The 18,788-nt window shown below is 67.9% G+C and carries 16 protein-coding genes; 15 read left to right on the forward strand and 1 reads right to left on the reverse strand.

Going from position 1 to position 18,788, the window contains the following annotated elements:
* Position 1 precedes the first annotated feature (1 nt).
* The 15 genes from nuoF (at position 2) to EO081_RS05455 (ending at position 16,984) form a co-directional block, all read left to right on the forward strand.
* Positions 2 to 1,306 (forward strand): NADH-quinone oxidoreductase subunit NuoF, encoded by a 1,305-nt coding sequence (gene nuoF / locus EO081_RS05385; protein ID WP_129340853.1) that lies wholly within the window; start codon positions 2 to 4, stop codon positions 1,304 to 1,306.
* The gene (gene nuoG, locus EO081_RS05390) at positions 1,306 to 3,306 is read left to right on the forward strand and encodes an NADH-quinone oxidoreductase subunit NuoG (protein ID WP_129340854.1); all 2,001 of its coding nucleotides are present in this window, start codon (positions 1,306 to 1,308) and stop codon (positions 3,304 to 3,306) included. Before nuoF ends, nuoG begins: the two co-directional genes overlap by 1 nt.
* On the forward strand, positions 3,303 to 4,358 hold the full coding sequence (gene nuoH / locus EO081_RS05395) for an NADH-quinone oxidoreductase subunit NuoH (RefSeq protein ID WP_129340855.1): 1,056 nt from the start codon (positions 3,303 to 3,305) through the stop codon (positions 4,356 to 4,358). Before nuoG ends, nuoH begins: the two co-directional genes overlap by 4 nt.
* Positions 4,355 to 4,840 (forward strand): NADH-quinone oxidoreductase subunit NuoI, encoded by a 486-nt coding sequence (nuoI, locus tag EO081_RS05400; protein ID WP_129340856.1) that lies wholly within the window; start codon positions 4,355 to 4,357, stop codon positions 4,838 to 4,840. The genes nuoH and nuoI overlap by 4 nt, the downstream gene beginning before the upstream one ends.
* Positions 4,841 to 4,967: 127 nt before the next feature.
* Complete coding sequence (locus tag EO081_RS05405; protein ID WP_129340857.1) at positions 4,968 to 5,579, forward strand: NADH-quinone oxidoreductase subunit J; 612 nt, start codon at positions 4,968 to 4,970, stop codon at positions 5,577 to 5,579.
* Positions 5,576 to 5,881, forward strand: coding sequence for an NADH-quinone oxidoreductase subunit NuoK (nuoK, locus tag EO081_RS05410; RefSeq protein ID WP_129340858.1), 306 nt, complete (start codon positions 5,576 to 5,578; stop codon positions 5,879 to 5,881). The genes EO081_RS05405 and nuoK overlap by 4 nt, the downstream gene beginning before the upstream one ends.
* A gap of 7 nt (positions 5,882 to 5,888) precedes the next feature.
* Positions 5,889 to 8,009: an NADH-quinone oxidoreductase subunit L gene (nuoL, locus tag EO081_RS05415; RefSeq protein ID WP_129340859.1), complete on the forward strand. Its 2,121-nt coding sequence runs from the start codon at positions 5,889 to 5,891 to the stop codon at positions 8,007 to 8,009.
* A 109-nt stretch (positions 8,010 to 8,118) separates the two neighbouring features.
* Positions 8,119 to 9,687, forward strand: coding sequence for an NADH-quinone oxidoreductase subunit M (locus EO081_RS05420; protein WP_129340860.1), 1,569 nt, complete (start codon positions 8,119 to 8,121; stop codon positions 9,685 to 9,687).
* On the forward strand, positions 9,687 to 11,144 hold the full coding sequence (nuoN, locus tag EO081_RS05425; protein WP_129340861.1) for an NADH-quinone oxidoreductase subunit NuoN: 1,458 nt from the start codon (positions 9,687 to 9,689) through the stop codon (positions 11,142 to 11,144). The genes EO081_RS05420 and nuoN overlap by 1 nt, the downstream gene beginning before the upstream one ends.
* Complete coding sequence (locus EO081_RS05430) at positions 11,141 to 11,854, forward strand: biotin--[acetyl-CoA-carboxylase] ligase (protein ID WP_221215019.1); 714 nt, start codon at positions 11,141 to 11,143, stop codon at positions 11,852 to 11,854. The genes nuoN and EO081_RS05430 overlap by 4 nt, the downstream gene beginning before the upstream one ends.
* A 40-nt stretch (positions 11,855 to 11,894) precedes the next feature.
* Positions 11,895 to 12,683 (forward strand): type III pantothenate kinase, encoded by a 789-nt coding sequence (locus EO081_RS05435; protein ID WP_129340863.1) that lies wholly within the window; start codon positions 11,895 to 11,897, stop codon positions 12,681 to 12,683.
* Between the two features lie 79 nt (positions 12,684 to 12,762).
* Entirely contained in the window at positions 12,763 to 14,400 is a 1,638-nt protein-coding gene (locus EO081_RS05440) for a ribonuclease J (RefSeq protein WP_129340864.1), read from the forward strand.
* 5 nt (positions 14,401 to 14,405) lie between these two features.
* On the forward strand, positions 14,406 to 14,666 hold the full coding sequence (locus EO081_RS05445; protein ID WP_129340865.1) for a DUF1467 family protein: 261 nt from the start codon (positions 14,406 to 14,408) through the stop codon (positions 14,664 to 14,666).
* 330 nt (positions 14,667 to 14,996) lie between these two features.
* Positions 14,997 to 15,683 (forward strand): GNAT family N-acetyltransferase, encoded by a 687-nt coding sequence (locus tag EO081_RS05450; RefSeq protein ID WP_129340866.1) that lies wholly within the window; start codon positions 14,997 to 14,999, stop codon positions 15,681 to 15,683.
* 56 nt (positions 15,684 to 15,739) lie between these two features.
* Entirely contained in the window at positions 15,740 to 16,984 is a 1,245-nt protein-coding gene (locus tag EO081_RS05455; protein ID WP_129340867.1) for a S41 family peptidase, read from the forward strand.
* 1 nt (position 16,985) lies between these two features.
* Here EO081_RS05455 and EO081_RS05460 read toward each other — a convergent pair whose 3' ends face one another.
* Positions 16,986 to 18,641, reverse strand: a complete 1,656-nt coding sequence (locus EO081_RS05460; RefSeq protein ID WP_240697603.1) for an MFS transporter — start codon at positions 18,639 to 18,641, stop codon at positions 16,986 to 16,988.
* Positions 18,642 to 18,788 lie beyond the last annotated feature (147 nt).

The raw sequence follows: 18,788 nt of genomic DNA on the forward strand, positions 1-18,788 counted from the left end.
CGTGCTCGCGGACAAGGACCGTATCTTCACCAACGTCTACGGCTTTCAGCCGTGGAACCTGGAAGCAGCGATCAAGCGCGGCGACTGGGACAATACCAAGGCGCTGCTCCAGCTCGGGCCCGATGTGATCATCGATCGCATCAAGGCCTCGGGCCTGCGCGGGCGCGGGGGCGCAGGCTTCCCGACCGGCATGAAGTGGAGCTTCATGCCCAAGAACCCGACGCCGGAACGGCCGAGCTTCCTAGTCATCAACGCCGACGAGTCCGAGCCCGGCTCGTGCAAGGACCGCGAGATCATCCGCCACGATCCGCACAAGCTGATCGAGGGCGCGCTGGTCGCCGGCTTCGCGATGCGGGCGCGTGCCGCCTACATCTACATCCGCGGCGAATATATCCGTGAGGCCGAGACGCTGTTCGCGGCCGTCGCCGAAGCCTATGCCAAGGGCCTGGTGGGCAAGAACGCCTGCGGCTCGGGCTATGACTTCGACGTCTTCGTGCACCGCGGTGCCGGCGCCTACATTTGCGGCGAAGAGACCGCGATGCTGGAAAGCCTCGAGGGCAAGAAGGGCCAGCCGCGCCTGAAGCCGCCGTTCCCGGCCGGCGCTGGCCTTTATGGCTGCCCGACCACGGTCAACAACGTGGAGTCGATCGCGGTCGCGCCGACGATCCTGCGGCGCGGTCCCGAATGGTTCTCCAGCTTCGGCAACGAGAACAACAAGGGCACCAAGCTCTTCCAGATCAGCGGCCATGTGAATCGTCCGTGCGTGGTGGAGGAGGCGATGTCGATCTCCTTCCGCGAGCTGATCGAGACGCATTGCGGCGGCATCCGCGGCGGGTGGGACAATCTGCTCGCGGTGATCCCGGGCGGCTCGTCCGTGCCGCTGGTGCCCGCGGCGCAGATCATGGACGCGCCGATGGACTTCGATGGCCTCAAGGCGCTGGGCTCGGGCCTGGGCACCGCGGCGATCATCGTCATGGACAAGTCCACGGACATCGTACGCGCGATCAGCCGCCTGTCGTACTTCTACAAGCACGAGAGCTGCGGCCAGTGCACTCCGTGCCGTGAGGGCACGGGCTGGATGTGGCGCGTGATGGAGCGGCTCCGCACCGGCGACGCTGACATTTCCGAGATCGACACGCTGCACCAGGTCACCAAGCAGGTCGAAGGCCATACCATCTGCGCGCTCGGCGACGCGGCGGCCTGGCCGATCCAGGGCCTGATCCGACACTTCCGCCCCGAAATCGAACGCCGCATCCTCGAGAAGCGCGGCGGCGGGCTGGAACCGATGATGGAAGCTGCCGAGTAATGCCGAAGCTCAAAGTAGACGGGATCGAAGTTGAGGTCCCCCAGGGCGCCACGGTGCTCCAGGCGTGCGAGATCGCGGGCAAGGAAATCCCGCGCTTCTGCTACCACGAACGCCTGTCGATCGCCGGCAACTGCCGCATGTGCCTCGTCGAGGTGAAGCCCGGGCCGCCCAAGCCGCAGGCGTCGTGCGCGCTGCCGGCTGCCGACGGCCAGGAAATCCGCACCGACAGCGCGATGGTGAAGGCCGCGCGCGAGGGCGTGATGGAGTTCCTGCTCATCAACCACCCGCTCGACTGCCCGATCTGCGATCAGGGCGGCGAGTGCGACCTGCAGGACCAGTCGGTCGCCTATGGCCGCGGCATTTCTCGCTATGACGAGAACAAGCGCGCCGTGACCGAGAAGTACATGGGCCCCATCGTCAAGACGGTGATGACCCGCTGCATCCAGTGCACGCGCTGCGTCCGCTTTGCGGAGGAAGTCGCGGGCGTGGAGGAAATCGGCGCGATCTATCGCGGCGAGGACATGCAGATCACCTCCTACCTCGAACGCGCGGTGTCGAGCGAGCTTTCGGGCAACGTCGTCGACCTCTGCCCGGTCGGCGCACTGACCTCGAAGCCCTATGCGTTCGAAGCGCGGCCCTGGGAGCTCAAGAAGACGCTCGCCATCGACGTGATGGACGCGGTCGGCACCAACATCCGGCTCGACAGCCGCGGTCGCCAGGTGCTGCGCGCGCTGCCGCGCATCAACGAGGACGTCAACGAGGAGTGGGCGCACGACAAGACCCGCCACGCCGTGGACGGTCTCGTGCGCAAGCGGCTCGATCGCCCGTACGTCCGTCGCGACGGCAAGCTGGTCGCGGTCGATTGGGACGAGGCCTTCGATGCAATCGCCGCGGTCAACGCCGGCTCCAGCGTCGCCGCGATCGCGGGCGACCTGCTCGATTGCGAGACGATGTTCGCTGCCAAGGCGCTCGTCCGCAACATGGGCTCGTCGCTGATCGAGGGTCGCCAGACCGGCATGGCCTATGACGTCTCGAACCTCGGCGCAGTGGCGTTCAACACCACCATCGCCGGTGTCGAGCAGGCCGACGCCATCCTGCTGGTCGGCACCGACCTCCGCCACGAGGCGCCGCTGGTGAACACCCGCGTGCGCAAGGCGATCAAGCGCGGTGCGCGCGTGTTCGCGATCGGGCCGGAGACGGACCTGACCTATAAGGTCGAGTGGCTGGGCGAAGACCTGTCGCTGCTGGGCGGTCTTCCCGACCGCGCCGCAGAGGCGCTGGACGCGGCCGAGCGCCCGATGGTCATCGTCGGCCCGGGCGCGCTCAAGAACGGCCATGCGGCAGCGCTCAAGCTCGCCACCGACGGCAATCTGGTCCGCGATGGCTGGAACGGCTTCAACGTCGTCCACACCGCCGCGGCGCGCATGGGCGGGCTGATGCTCGGCTTCGCGCAGCCGGGCGGCATCGCCGACATCGTCGCCGCCAATCCGAAGCTCGTCTTCTTCATGGGTGCGGACGAGGTCGACTTCACGGCGTTTGCGAACAGCTTCAAGGTCTACATCGGCCACCACGGCGACAAGGGCGCGCACCATGCGGACGTGATCCTGCCGGGTGCCAGCTACGCCGAAAAGGCGGGCACCTATGTGAATCTGGAAGGGCGCGTGCAGCGTGGCGACGCGGCGGTGTTCGCACCGGGCGACGCACGCGAGGACTGGACGATCCTGCGCGCGCTGTCGGATCGGCTGAGCGCGACCCTGCCGTTCGACACGTTCCAGGGCTTGCGCGCGGCGATGTTCGCCGAGGTGCCCGCGCTCGCCACCGAGGGTCTGGTCCGCTACGACTGGAACCCGCCGGTGCTGGACGCGCGTGCCGAAGGCAGCGTCACCTATCCGATCGCCGACTTCTATCTCACCAACGCCATCTGCCGCGCGAGCCCGACGATGCAGCGCTGCTCGGCTGAACTGGTCCATGGCCAGGATTTCGCGGAGGCCGCGGAGTGACTTCGTTCTTTCAGAATACCGTAGGGCTTCCCTACGACTGGGCGTGGTTCGTCGGCACGGTCGTCTCGATCCTGCTGATCGCGCTGCCGCTGATGCTGGCCGTCGCCATGATCATCTACGCCGATCGCAAGATCTGGGCGGCGATGGCGCTGCGCCGCGGCCCCAACGTCGTCGGCCCGTTCGGCCTGCTGCAGAGCTTCGCCGACGGCCTGAAGGTGTTCCTCCAGGAAACCATCATCCCGACCAGCGCGAACAAGGGCCTGTTCCTGCTCGCGCCGATCATCACCTTTACGGTGGCGCTGATCGTGTGGGCGGTGGTGCCGTTCCAGGAGGGCATGGTCCTCTCGAACATCAACGTCGGCCTGCTCTACGTCCTCGCGGCCTCGTCGCTCGGCGTCTACGGCATCATCATCGCAGGCTGGGCGTCCAACTCGAAGTACCCCTTCTACTCGGCGCTTCGCGGCGCCGCGCAGATGGTGTCGTACGAAGTCGCCATCGGCTTCGTGCTGATCGCGGTGGTGCTCTGGGCCGGATCGTTCAACCTCTCCACGATCGTGACGGAGCAGAAGGGGCACATCTTCGGCTTCATCAACGGCTTCGGCTTCAACCCGCTGCTGTTCCCGATGGCGGTGGTGTTCCTGATCTCGTCCATGGCGGAGACGCAGCGCGCCCCGTTCGACTTGACCGAGGCGGAGTCCGAACTCGTCGCCGGCTACCAGACCGAATACAGCTCGATGGCGTTCGCGCTGTTCTGGCTGGGTGAGTACGCCAACGTCCTCCTGATGTGCGCGCTCAACGCGACGCTGTTCTGGGGTGGCTGGCTGCCGCCGGTCGACTGGGCGCCGCTCTACATGGTGCCGGGCATCATCTGGCTGTTCGCCAAGATCCTGTTCTTCTTCTTCGTGTTCAGCTGGGTTCGCGCGACGGTGCCGCGGTACCGCTACGACCAGCTGATGCGGCTTGGCTGGAAGATCTTCCTGCCGCTGTCGCTGTTGTTCGTGTTCATGGTGTCGGGGTATCTCATGCTCGACCGCGTTGGAGTGCCCGCATGAGCGTCGCACAGGTAATCCGATCGTTCACGCTGTGGGAGTTCATCAAGGCCCACGCGCTGACCTTGCGCTATTTCTTCAAGCCCAAGGCGACGATCAACTATCCGTACGAGAAGAACCCGCTCTCGCCCCGTTTCCGCGGTGAGCATGCGCTGCGTCGCTATCCCAACGGCGAAGAGCGCTGCATCGCGTGCAAGCTGTGCGAGGCGGTGTGCCCGGCGCTGGCGATCACGATCGAGGCCGAACCGCGCGAGGACGGCAGCCGCCGCACCACGCGCTACGACATCGACATGACCAAGTGCATCTACTGCGGTCTCTGCCAGGAGGCATGCCCGGTGGACGCCGTCGTCGAGGGGCCGAACCTGGAGTTCGCGACCGAGACGCGTGAGGAGCTGATCTACCACAAGGACAAGCTGCTCGCGAACGGGGACCGCTGGGAACGCGCGATTGCCGCGAACCTTGCGAGCGACGCGCCGTACCGGTAATGCGCGCGACTTCGAAATTCATGCCGTTCGGGCCGAGCCAGTCGAGGCCCTGCGCTGCTTCCTCAAGAAGTGAACCGGCCTCGCGCAGCGCGCGGGGCGAACGGAGGGCAGGGGGCCCAACGCGTCCGTGATCCATACACTCGCCTTTTATCTCTTCGCCGCGGTGGTGGTCGTGTCGGCCGCGCTGACGATCACGTCGCGCAACCCGGTCCACGCCGTGCTCTGGCTGATCCTCGCGTTCTTCAACGCGGCCGGCCTGATGGTGCTCGTCGGTGCCGAGTTCATCGCGATGCTGCTCGTCATCGTCTATGTGGGCGCGGTCGCCGTGCTGTTCCTGTTCGTGGTCATGATGCTCGACATCGACTTCGCGGAGCTGCGCGCGGGCTTCGTCCGCTACCTGCCGCTGGGCCTGGTGCTCGCGGTGGCGCTGGTGGCGGAGATCCTGATCGCGGTCGGCGCCTGGTCGACGGGGCGCATCGAGCTTGGCCGGCGCATCGCGCCGATCGACGGCGCGCTCCCGAACATCGAGGCGATCGGCCACCTGCTCTACACGCGCTATCTCTACGTCTTCGAAGGCGCGGGGCTGGTGCTGCTGGTCGCCATGATCGGCGCGATCGTGCTCACGCACCGCAACCGCACCGACAGCCATCGCCAGAACGTCAGCCGCCAGGTTGCGCGCCGTTCCAAGGATGCGACCCGCAACGTCAATCAGCCCGTCGGGCAGGGAGTGGAGCTGTGATCGGTCTGATCCATTATCTGGTCGTGGGGGCGATCCTGTTCACGCTCGGCGTGCTCGGCATCTTCCTCAACCGGAAGAACCTGATCGTGCTGCTGATGGCGATCGAGCTGATCCTGCTCAGCGTGAACATCAACCTCGTGGCCTTCTCCTCCTACCTGGGCGACCTGGTGGGGCAGGTGTTCGCGATGTTCGTGCTCACCGTGGCCGCCGGCGAAGCCGCCATCGGCCTGGCGATCCTGGTGATCTATTTCCGTGGCCGCGGCTCGATCTCGGTCGACGACGTCAACCGGATGAAGGGGTGATCATTCGGTGATCCAGCTTATCGTTCTCCTGCCGCTCCTGGCCGCTGCGATTGCAGGCCTGAGCAACCGTGCGTTCGGCACCGCATTCCCGAAGATCGTGACCACGGGCGCGCTGTTCGCCTCGTGCGCCATGTCCTGGCCGATCTTCATCGACTTCATGCGCGGCACGCAGGTGGCGCACGTCGAGCCGCTGTTCACTTGGATCGTCTCCGGGGACATGGACATCGCCTGGGCGCTGCGCGTCGATGCGATGACGGCCGTGATGCTGGTGGTGATCACCAGCGTGTCCGCGCTCGTCCACCTCTATAGCTGGGGCTATATGAGCGAGGACCCGTCGCAGCCGCGCTTCTTCGCCTATCTGTCGCTGTTCACCTTCGCGATGCTGATGCTCGTGACGGCGAACAATCTGGTGCAGATGTTCTTCGGCTGGGAAGGCGTGGGTCTCGCGTCCTACCTGCTGATCGGCTTCTGGTACTATAAGCCCAGCGCCAATGCCGCCGCGATCAAGGCGTTCGTCGTCAACCGCGTCGGCGACCTCGGCTTCATGCTCGGCATCTTCGGCACCTTCCTGGTGTTCGGCACCGTCTCCATTCCGGAGATCCTGGCTGCCGCACCGGGCATGGCCGGCTCGACGATCGGCTTCCTGGGCGCGCGCTTCGATACGATGACCGTGCTCTGCCTGCTGCTGTTCGTCGGCGCGATGGGCAAGTCGGCGCAGCTGGGCCTCCACACCTGGCTGCCGGACGCGATGGAGGGCCCGACCCCGGTGTCGGCGCTGATCCACGCGGCGACCATGGTCACCGCGGGCGTCTTCATGGTGTGCCGCCTGTCGCCGATGTTCGAGGTGAGCCCGACGGCGCTCACCGTCGTCACCGTCGTCGGTGCCGCGACCTGCCTGTTCGCCGCGACGATCGGCCTGGTGCAGACCGACATCAAGCGCGTGATCGCCTATTCGACCTGCTCGCAGCTCGGCTACATGTTCTTCGCGGCCGGCGTCGGCGCCTATGGGGCGGCGATGTTCCACCTGTTCACCCACGCTTTCTTCAAGGCGCTGTTGTTCCTGGGTGCGGGGTCGGTGATCCACGCGATGCACCACGAGCAGGACATGCGCTTCTACGGCGGCCTGCGGAAGTCGATCCCGCTCACCTTCTGGGCGATGATGGCGGGCACGCTCGCGATCACCGGCGTCGGCATCTACGGCGTGGGCGGCTTCGCGGGCTACCATTCGAAGGACGCGATCCTCGAGGCGGCGTTCGCGGCCGGCGGCACCGGTACGCTGGCGTTCTACGTCGGCACCTTCGCAGCCCTGCTGACCAGCTTCTACTCGTGGCGGCTGATCTTCCTGACCTTCTTCGGCACGCCCCGCTGGGCCGCGTCGGAGCACATCCAGCATGCGCTCCACGACGCCCACGGCCATGGCCATGACGCGCACGGTCACGACGACCACGCCCATGCCCATGCGGTTGCGGACTCGCACGGCCAGGAAGTGCACGCGGATGCCGAAGACGCAGGCCACGCGCCTTCGACCCACGCGGCGCACGCGGACCAGGTCCCGGCCGGGACCGGCGGCTATCACCCGCACGAAAGCCCGCTGCCGATGCTGGTGCCGCTGATCGTGCTGACGGTGGGCGCGGTGGCCGCAGGCTTCGTGTTCAACCCGTGGTTCATCGGGGCAGAGGAGGGCGCACGCTTCTGGGGCGGCAGCCTGTTCTTCAACGAACACCTGATGCACGCGATGCACGAGGTCCCGATGCTGGTGAAGCTGGCGGCGACGATCGTCATGATCCTCGGCTTCGTGGCGGCGCTGGTCACCTATGTGCTCAAGCCCGGAACGTCGCGCCGCACGGCAACCGCCCTGCGTCCGCTGCATCAGTTCCTGCTGCGCAAATGGTACTTCGACGAGCTGTACAACCTCATCTTCGTCCGCCCGGCGTTCGCGCTCGGCCGCTTCTTCTGGAAGCGCGGCGACGAGGGCACCATCGATCGGTTCGGGCCCAACGGCTCGGCCGCGGTGGTGGCACTGGGCAGCCGCGTCGCGGTCAAGATGCAGACCGGCTATCTCTACACCTATGCCTTCGTCATGCTGATCGGCCTGACGGCGGCGGTCACCTGGGCGATCGCGTCGTGATCGGCGGCGCGGGCGCACCGGCCGTGCGCGGCACCGGGATGACCGAACAAGCAATGGGGGGTCCGGCAATGGCCGGCTATGTAACGATCGTGGTTCGGGGGTTCGCGAAGTGATGGAGTTCCCGATCCTGTCGGTGATGCTGGCGGTCCCCGCGATCGCGGCCATCGCCTGCCTGTTCGTCAAGGCGGAGGCGGCGCGCTGGATCGCGCTCTTCGCCACGCTGGTCGACTTCGCGCTGGGCATCCTGCTGTGGGCGTCGTTCGACGTCGGCGGCGCCCAGTGGCAGTTCGTTGAAGGCCCGATCAACGTCGGCGGCTTCAACTGGGCGCTCGGCATCGACGGCATCTCGCTGCTGCTGATCATGCTCAGCGTCTTCCTGATGCCGATCTGCATCGGCGCCAGCTGGAAGTCGGTGACGGATCGCGTGCCGGAATACATGGCCGCCTTCTGCCTTACCGAGGTGCTGATGATCGGCACCTTCGCGGCGCAGGACCTGCTGCTGTTCTACATCTTCTTCGAAGGTGGCCTGATCCCGATGTACCTGATCATCGGCATCTGGGGCGGGGCGAACCGGATCTACGCGTCGTACAAGTTCTTCCTCTACACGCTGCTCGGCTCGGTGCTGATGCTGATCGCGATGATCTACATCCGCTCGACCGCCGGCACGACCGACATCCCGACGCTGATGGCGTACGACTTCCCGCCGCAGGTCCAGACATGGCTGTGGCTGGCGTTCTTCGCATCGTTCGCGGTCAAGATGCCGATGTGGCCGGTCCACACCTGGCTTCCGGACGCGCACGTGCAGGCGCCGACCGCGGGTTCCGTCATCCTGGCGGGCGTGCTGCTGAAGCTCGGCGGCTACGGCTTCCTGCGCTTCTCGCTGCCGATGTTCCCGGATGCCTCGGGCGATCTCGCCTGGCTCATCTTCCTGCTCTCGGCCGTTGCGGTGGTCTACACCTCGCTCGTCGCGCTGGTGCAGTCGGACATGAAGAAGCTCATCGCCTATTCGTCGGTCGCGCACATGGCGATCGTGACCATCGGCCTGTTCGCCTTCAACCGGCAGGGCATCGAGGGCGCGATGATCATGATGCTCAGCCACGGTCTGGTCTCGGGCGCGCTGTTCCTGTGCGTGGGCGTCATCTACGACCGCCTGCACACCCGTGAGATCGCCCGCTACGGCGGTCTGGCGGAAAACATGCCGCGCTACGCCGTGTTCTTCCTGTTCTTCACCATGGCATCGATCGGCCTGCCGGGGACCAGCGGCTTCGTCGCCGAGTTCCTCAGCCTTGCCGGCCTCTACCAGGTGTCGACCTGGGCGGCGCTGATCTGCACCACCAGCATCATCCTGGGCGCTGCCTACATGCTCTACCTCTATCGCCGGGTCGCCTATGGCCCGCTCGACAAGGAAGACGTGCGGGCGATGCCGGACCTGTCGGTGCGCGAGATCGCGCTCCTGGCACCGGTCGCGGCCGTGGCGCTCTGGATGGGTGTCTATCCGGAAAGCTTCATGGCGCCGATGCGCAACGACGTCACCACGCTGCTGGCCCGCATCGAACGTGCGACCCCGGCCAGCGATTCCCGACCCACCCCCGGCAACCCCGAAGCGGCTGCGGCCGCGGCGGCTGAGCACGGCGGCGAAGCGGCGCATGGCGCCCCTGCACACTCCGAGGCGCACTGATGAGCTACGCATCCCAACTCGCGACCACCCTGCCGGAGCTCGTGCTCGCGGCCGGCGCGATCGTGCTGATGCTCGTCGCCGCCTGGGGCGGGCAGCGCTCGACCCGCGCGGTCAGCATCGCCTCCGTCTTCGTCTTGGTGGGCGCGGGCATCGCGCTCATCGGTCCGGCCTCGTCGGGTGCGACCGCATTCGGCGGCATGTATCGTGCCGACGCCTTCGCAGCCTATGCGAAGGTGCTGATCTACGCCGCCTCGGCGATCGCGATCATGGTCGCCCCGCGCTTCTTCGCGCAGACGGCCGGCGATAACCTGAAGCCCGAATATCCGATCCTTATCCTGCTCTCGTGCACCGGCATGGGCATGATGGTGTCGGCGGGCGACATGCTGCTGCTCTACGTCGGCCTCGAGCTGCAGAGCCTTGCCGCCTATGTCCTCGCCAGCTTCATGCGCCGCGACACGCGCTCGGCCGAAGCGGGCCTGAAGTATTTCGTCCTCGGCGCGCTGGCCTCGGGCATCCTGCTCTACGGCATCAGCCTGGTGTACGGCTTCAGCGGCACGACCTTGTTCGTCGACATTGCCCAGGCCTATGCCGGCGACCTCGGCGGCGAGCGGTCGCTCGGCCTGCTCTTTGGCCTGGTGTTCGTGTTCGCGGGCATCGCCTTCAAGATGTCGGCCGTGCCGTTCCACATGTGGACGCCGGACGTGTACGAGGGCGCGCCGACCCCGGTCACCGCGTTCTTCGCCTCGGCGCCCAAGGTGGCGGCGATCGGCCTCGGCATGCGCGTCGCGATCGAGGCGATGGGCCCGGCGACCGCCGATTGGCGCCAGATCGTGATCTTCGCCTCGCTCGCGTCGATCGTGCTCGGTGCGGTCGCGGCGATCGGCCAGACCAACATCAAGCGCCTGCTCGCCTATTCGTCGATCAACAACGTCGGCTTCGCGCTGGTCGGCCTGGCGGCCGGCACGCCGGAGGGCGTCGCCTCGGTACTGTTCTACATGGCGATCTACATCGTCATGACGCTCGGCTCCTTCCTGGTGGTGCTGCAGATGCGCGACGTCGCGGGTCGCCCGATCGAGACGATCGCCGGCTTCTCCGGTCTCTCGCGTTCGCATCCGGGCCTCGCCGCGGCGCTCGCGATCATGATGTTCTCGCTTGCAGGCATCCCGCCGCTGCTCGGCTTTAATGCAAAGCTGGAGGTGTTCAACGCCGCGGTCCAGGCCGACCTGTTCGTGCTGGCGGTGGTTGCGGTGATCGGCTCGGTGCCGGGCGCCTATTACTACCTCCGCATCGTTAAGACGCTCTACTTCGATGCACCGGCAGAGGGCGTCGCCGTCCGCACCGATCGCTTCGAGGGCGGTCTGCTCGCGGCGACCGCCGTGTTCATCTCGCCGGTGGGCTGGTTCCTGCTCGCCCCGCTCGGCGCCTGGACCATGACGGCGGCACGGTCGCTGTTCTGACGACCATCCGCGTCGTCGCGGAGACCGGCTCCACCAACGCCGATCTGTCGGCGCTGGTCGGGGCCGGTCTCGCATCCGAAGGCCTGTGGCTGCGCGCCGAGCGCCAGACCGCCGGCCGCGGTCGGCTCGGCCGGCCCTGGGTCTCGCCTCCCGGCAACTGCTACGCCAGCACCGTCGTGTGTCTGCGCCCCACCGATCCGCCCGCCCCCACGCTCGCCTTCGTGGCGGCCGTTGCGCTGGACGATGCGGTGCGCGTCTATCTTCCGCAAGCGGCGGGGCTCGCACTCAAATGGCCCAACGACCTGCTGGTCGACGGCGCCAAGCTTTCGGGCATGTTGCTGGAGCGGGCAGGGGACGCGGTCGTGATCGGCATCGGCGTCAATATCGCCCACCATCCCGATCTCGCGGACCGCGCCACCACCAGCCTCGCCGCGCACGGTGCCCCGGTGGCGCCCGACGCGTTCCTGGAGACGCTGGCGGAAGGCTTCGCGCGCTGGCTCGGCCGGTGGCGCGGGGAGGGGCTCGCGCCCATCCGCCAGCGCTGGCTCGATCGCGCCCATCCGCTCGGCACTGCGCTCACCGCGCGCCTGCCCGACGGCGGCAGCGTCACCGGGCTGTTCGACGGGCTCGATTCCGACGGGGCGTTGCTGCTGCGCTTGGCCGATGGCACGCGCCATGCCATGCACGCAGGCGACGTGCTGCTGGCCTGACGCCCGCACGCCCGCCACGAACCAAAGGGTAGAAGCCGCCATGCTGCTCGCGATCGACGCCGGCAACACCAACATCGTGTTCGCGCTGATGGAGGGCGAGGCCATCCATGCGCGCTGGCGCATCGCGACCGATCCCCGGCGGACCGCCGACGAATATGCCGTGTGGCTGAGCCAGCTGCTCGCGCTGGAGGGCCACCAGCGTTCCGATGTCGACGGCGTGATGATCGGCACCGTGGTCCCGCGCGCGCTCCACAACCTCCAGGTGCTCGCCCGCAAATATTTCGGCACGGAGCCGGTGATCGCCGGCAGCGCCGCCGCGCCCTGGGGCTTCCCGCTCGATGTGGACGAGCCGCAGAACCTGGGCGCCGACCGCGCGCTCAACGTCATCGCCGCCCATGCCGAGCATCCCGGCGACCTGATCGTCATCGACTTCGGCACCGCCACCACCTTCGACGTGGTCGACTTCCGAGGTGCCTACAAGGGCGGCATCATCGCCCCCGGCATCAATCTCTCGCTCGACGCGCTGGTGACCGCGGCCGCCAAGCTGCCCCGCATCGCGATCGAGGCGCCGGCCGATTCCACCGTGATCGGCCGCAACACGGTCAGCCAGATGCACATCGGCATCTATTGGGGCTATGTCGCGATGATCGAGGGGCTGGTCGCCCGGCTGAAGCAGGAGATCGGCCGCCCCGTGAAGGTGATCGCGACCGGCGGCCTCGCCATCCTGTTCGAACAGCGCACGGCGGTGTTCGACGTGGTGGAGGCGGACCTCACCTTGCGAGGGCTGGCGATGCTGTGGGCAAGAACCCATATAGCCGCCGAAGCCTGAAGAGATTTTGCAAAGTGGCACCGGCACGGTCGGGCCCCTCGTCGCGGGATGGCGGCGAGTTACCTGAAGAAAGAACCCAGTGACTCCCGGAAACGAACTTTTATTTGTCGCGCTCGGCGGATCGGGCGAGATCGGCATGAACGTCAATCTCTACGGAACCCAGGGCAAGTGGGTGATGGTCGATTGCGGCATCACCTTTGCCGATCCGGCCTATCCCGGCATCGACGTGATGCTGCCAGACCTCCAGTTCATCGAGGATCGCCTGGACGACCTCGTCGGCATCGTCATCACCCACGGGCATGAGGATCACATCGGCGGGCTGCCCTACCTCGCCGCCGACCTCGACGTGCCGATCTACGCCACGCCGTTCACGGCCGGCCTGATCCGCGGCAAGCTCGAGGAAGAGGGCATCGCCGACACCGTCGAGCTCAAGGTGATCGAGCGCGCCGGCAGCTTCCGCGCGGGCCCGTTCGGCTTCCGCTTCGTGCCGCTCGCCCACTCGATCCCGGAGGCGAACGCGCTCCTGATCGACACGCCGCACGGCCGCGTGTTCCACACCGGCGACTGGAAGCTGGACAAGACCACCCTGGTCGGCGCAGCCTCTACCCCGGCCGAGCTGGAAGCGATCGGCGACGAAGGCGTGTTCGCGCTGGTCTGCGATTCCACCAACGTCCTCAACGACACCGCCTCGGGTTCCGAGGATGATGTCTATGCCGGGCTGCTCGACACGGTCGCCAGCGCGCGCGGCCGCGTCATGGTCACCACCTTCGCCTCCAACGCCGCACGCCTCTCGACGCTGGGCAAGGTCGCGCAGGAAACCGGCCGCGCCGTCTGCGTCGCCGGTCGCTCGCTCGATCGCATTCTGCGCGTCGCCCGTGCCACCGGCTATCTGACGGACTTCCCGGCGACTGTCGACTTCGACACCGCCATGTCGATGCCCCGCAACGAGGTGCTGATCATCGCCACCGGCGGCCAGGGCGAACCGCGCGCGGCCCTCGCCCGCGTGGCGGACGGCAGCCATCAGATCAGCCTGGAGCAGGGCGACCGCGTCGTCTTCTCCTCCAAGCAGATCCCCGGCAACGAGGTCGCGATCGGCCGCATCATGAACGCGCTTGCGTTGAAGGGTGTGGAGATGATCACCGATCGCCAGGCGCACGTCCACGTGTCGGGCCATCCCGGCCGGCCGGAGCTCGCGGCCATGTACAAGTGGATCCGCCCGGATCTGGTCGTGCCCGTCCACGGCGAGGCCCGCCACCTGGCCGAGCACACCCGCTTCGCGCTGGCGCAGGGCGTGCCGGATGCGATCACGCAGCAGAACGGCGACATCCTGCGTCTGGCACCGGGCAACCCGCGCCGCATCGGCCACGCCGTGGTCGGGCGGCTCGCACTCGATGGCGACGTGATCCTGCCGGCGGACGGCAACACCATCAACGAGCGCCGCCGTATCTCGCAATATGGCCAGATGTCGGTCGCCGTCGCGATCGACCGCCGCGGCAACCTGGTCGGCAACGCCGTGGTGCGCGCCCAGGGCGTGCCGGTCGAGGACGAGCGCGATCCCTTCCTGGAGGAAGCCGCCGACGCCGCCGAGGCGGCGGTGCGCAAGGGTGGCCGCGACCGTGAGAAGCTGCGCGAGCAGCTTCGCCTCGCCGTCCGTCGCGTGGCGACCCGCTGGACCGGCAAGAAGCCGATCGTGGACGTGCTGCTCATCGAGGCTTGAGGATTATGCGCTGGCAGTCGGCATTGGCGATCTACCTGCTGTTCTGGGTGCTCAGCGCATTCCTTGTCCTGCCGTTCGGCATGCGCACGGCGGAGGAGGCGGGCCAGCCGCATGTCCCCGGCCAAGCCGAAAGCGCGCCCGTCCAGTTCGCGCCGGGCAGGATCGCGCTGCGCACCACGATCGTCTCGGTGGTGCTGTTCGGGGTGTTCTACCTCAACTACATCTATGGCTGGCTGACGCCGGAGAACCTCGACTTCTTCAGCTAGGGGCGGTGCGCGGCGGCCCCCGCATACCGGCAGCCAACCGTGCTCCTGCCTACGCAGGAGCACGGTGTGACGCGAACGAGGGGGTAATGCTGCAGCACATTTCGCCGCAACCGGCCCCCACCTGGACCCCGGCCTCCGCCGGGGTACGATCACGGGCTAGGGCCGCGGCCAGATTCCGATCCCCGCAACTGGCCACCCGCTCAACCCCAAAGCCTAACCCGTACCCCGGCGAAGGCCGGGGCCCAGTTGCGATGCCGCCCGAAATTCGCGCCACGCCGGCCCCACGAGCCCGCTACCGACGCACCCCCCAGTGCGACTAAGCTCCGCCCCATGACGGCATCGCACCCCCTCGACCTTCCAGCCCTCTCCGCGCTCAACGGCCGCCACGCGCGCTTCGCCGTCCTCTACGGCGCAGTCCGCCGCTACCATCCCGACTATGGCGTCTTCGCCGCGCTCGCGGACGATGCGGAGCCGAGCCTCGCCAGCCTGGCCGCGCTGGTGATCGAGCACGGCGACGTGGCCCTGCTCCAGCCGGACGCGCCTCCACCGATCTCCGGCCTCGCGGTCGTGTCCCAGGACGTCGGCGTCCAGATGGTGGCAACGCAACTTACCGATGCGAGCGCCCCAGACGCCGCGCCCATCCCGCTCGGCGACGCCGACGCGCCCGAGATGCTCGCGCTCGCCACCCTCACCGAGCCGGGCCCCTTCTTCGAAAAGACCCACCAGCTCGGCCGCTTCGTCGGCATCCGCCAGGACGGCCGCCTCGTCGCCATGGCCGGCGAGCGGATGCAGCCCGACGGCTTCACCGAGGTGAGCGGCGTCTGCACCCATCCGGACCATCGGGGCCGCGGATACGCCGCGGCACTGATGCGCCGCGTCGCCACCGGCATCCTGGAACGCGGGGACACGCCGTTCCTGCACGCCTATGCCAGCAACCAGGCCGCCATCGCCCTCTACGAACGCCTGGGCTTCCGCCACCGCCGCGAAATCCTGATGACGCGCCTCACCGCGGCCTGAACCGCCCACTGACGCCGAGCTTGCCATTCCGCCGCCCCATGTCGGATGATCGCCCGATGGCCCATCTTCGCGCGACCGTTCCGCTGGCAGTCCTGCTGCTGCTTTCCGCTCCAACGGCCCGCGCGCAAACGACGCCCGCGGCAAAGCCGTTCGACGCCACGGCCGCCTGGGCCTCGTTCGAAACGCTGCTGCGGGAGCGCTACGGCTATTTCGACCGGCCCGGTATAGACGGCAACGCCATCCTCTCCGCCTTCGCCGAACAGGCCCGCCGGGCACCGGACGACAAGGCCTTCATCGACACGCTCCAGCTCGTCGCGCACAATTTCGCCGACCCGCATTTCGTCGTCGGGCCGCTCGATCTCGAGGACCGGGCGGTCATCCCCACCGCCTCGGACCTGTTCGGCAGCTATGACGGCACTACGTTCCGAATCCTCGAGGTGCGGGCCGACAGCGACGCACTCGCCAAGGACCTGAAGCCCGGCATGATCGTGCGGGCGCTGGACGGCCGCTCACCGAGCGCGGCGATCGAGGCCATCACCGGCCGCCCCTTCGCGACGCTCGCCCCGACCCAGATCGACTTCGCCTTCAACATGGCGCTAGCCGGCACTCGCCGGCGCCCGCGCACGCTGGAGGTAACCGACGGGCACCGCCGCCGCAGCGTCGCACTGGCGGCGACCACCGATCAGGCCAGGCGTGTCCAGGAAGGCCCGCTGCTGAGCGTGGAGCGGCAAGGCACGCTCGGCATCCTGCGCATCCACAACTCGCTCGGCGATCAAGCCTTGATCGCACAATTTGCGCAGGCGCTGGCGAGCCTCGCCGACACGACCACGCTGCTGATCGACCTGCGCAACACGCCCAGCGGCGGCAACACCAGCGTCGCGCGCGGCATCCTCGGCCATTTCGTCGATCACGAGCGGCCCTATCAGGTGCACGTCATCCCCTATGAGTCCCGCGTGCTCGGGCCGCCGCGCCGGTTCGCGGAATATGTCGCCCCGTTCGGGGCGCGCTACGCCGGCAAGGTCTATGTCGCCGGCGGCCGATGGACCGGCAGCATGGGGGAGGGGCTGATGATCGGCTTCGACGCGATCGGCGCCACCACCGTGGGCAGCGACCTCGGCGACCTGCTCGGCGCGCTGAGCAACGAGACGATCGATGGCTCCACCGCCAAGGTCGACCTCGGCACCGAGCAGCTCTTCACGGTCGACGGTCTCCCCCGCGAAGCCTATCGCCCCCGCCTGTACCTTCCCCGTGCCGAGCGCGACGGCAGCCACGATCCCGTGCTGGCGGCCATCCCGCGATAGGCTAGTCCCGCCCCGGCTGCGCGTCGAGCTTGCGGACCAGCGCGTCGAACATGTCGTCCGCGGGCGGCTCGAACGCGGCGTCCAGCATGGTGCCGACCGCCTCCTGGGCGACCTCCGGCGCGCGCGTGTCGCGGTGGCGCTCGAACAGCGCCTCGACCAGGAAGCGCGTCCCCTCCCGCGACTTGATCAGCGCGTCGGCGGGAAAGGCGAGCGCCTGGCGCACGCCCGCAACCGAGGAGGCGTTGCGCAGGTTGTAGCGCGCCGACTGGACGATGTGCTGGATCACCTCGCGCCGCTCGACCGAGCCGAGCTCCGTCACCACCGACAGCCGGTGGAGGGCATAGAGACCCAGCACCGCGGACAGGAGGAAGAAGAACTCCCAATGCACGATGCCCACGCCGAACAGTTCGGCGGTGCCGCTCGGGCTCGTCCACTCCATCGACAGGTGCAGCTTGCGCGCGGCGAAGAACTCCGTCAGCCAGCCGCCGACGATCGGCGCGGCGCCGGATGCCAGCGCCCCCACCAGCGCGTTGGTCGCCATGAAGCTGGTGGCCGCGCCCGCCGGGCTCAGCTTGATGACGATGTTGCCGGCCGCGAGCCCGACGCCGGCCTGGGCGGCACCCATCACCAGGTGCAGCGCCAGCAGATAGGCCGGTCGGGACAGCTCGCCGGTGAAGTCGTCGGCAAAGATCATCCCGGCGATGCACAGCAGGTAGAGGGGGGAGGCGACCGTCAGCACCGACTTGTTGGTGAACCGGTCCGACAGGCTGCCCCAGCCGCGCACCACCGCCGCATTGGCCAGCTGGCTCGCCACCGTCAGGGTAAGGACGAAGCCCACCGAAAAGCCCAGCTCGCGGACGAAATAGACGGTGAAGAACGGCGTCGCCAGGTTCACCGCGAATTGCCAGCTGGCCAAGTAGCGCAGCACCGAGCGGAAGTTGCGATCGCGCAGTGGCCGCAGCAACAACCGGCGCAGCGACGGCCGCCCGCGCCGTCGCCCCATCCACGGCTCGGGCACCTGCGCCAGCGCCGCGGTGCTCGCCAGCCCGCACAGGAAGCCGATCAGGTACAGCGCCACATAGACGCGATCGCCGCCCGGGTCCGATCGCCCCGCGCGCTGCAGCGCGAACGCCGCCAGCAGCGTCGCCACCGCGCCCACGACCGTTCCATAGAGGTTGCGGCGCGCGAAGAACGCCCCCAGCTGCTCTTCGGGCAGCAGGTCCCGCATCCAGCTGTTCCAGCTGCACGCACCCACCGCGTTCAGGCCGTAGTGAAGCAGCGCTGCGGCGACGAGCACGTCGACGGCGATGTTCCGGTCGGGGATCAGCGGAACCGCCGCATAGACCGGCAGCGCCAGCCGCGCGCCGAACACACAGGCGACCGAGATCAGCCGCCGCCGCCGCACCCGCTCCACCAGGGTCACGGCCGGCGCCTGGAGCATCTGGGTCAGCAGCGGGATGGCCGCGATCACGCCGATCTCGATCTCGCTCGCCCCGATGTGCAGCGCCAGCGCCAGCAGCACCACGCCGCTGTTGAGCGCGCCGATCGCGGTGGCGAAGGCGGCGTCGATCAGCAGGAAGCGCAAGCCGCGCTCGCGCGCTTCCGGCGAGATCGTCGCGCGGGGAACCAGAATGGTACGCAGCACCGCAGAAGGCATCGGCAACACCCCGCCGGCTTTGACTTGCAGACCCGGCTAGAGCGGAGGGCGGCCCCAGAAGTTGCATCGCGGCCGCGATATCGGCCACCGGCTGAGCGGCAAAACTGCCGCCGGAACGCGAGCAGGGGCTTTCCTACAGCGCCCGGC

The organism is Sphingomonas desiccabilis (assembly GCF_004135605.1).
GTDB lineage: Bacteria > Pseudomonadota > Alphaproteobacteria > Sphingomonadales > Sphingomonadaceae > Sphingomonas > Sphingomonas desiccabilis.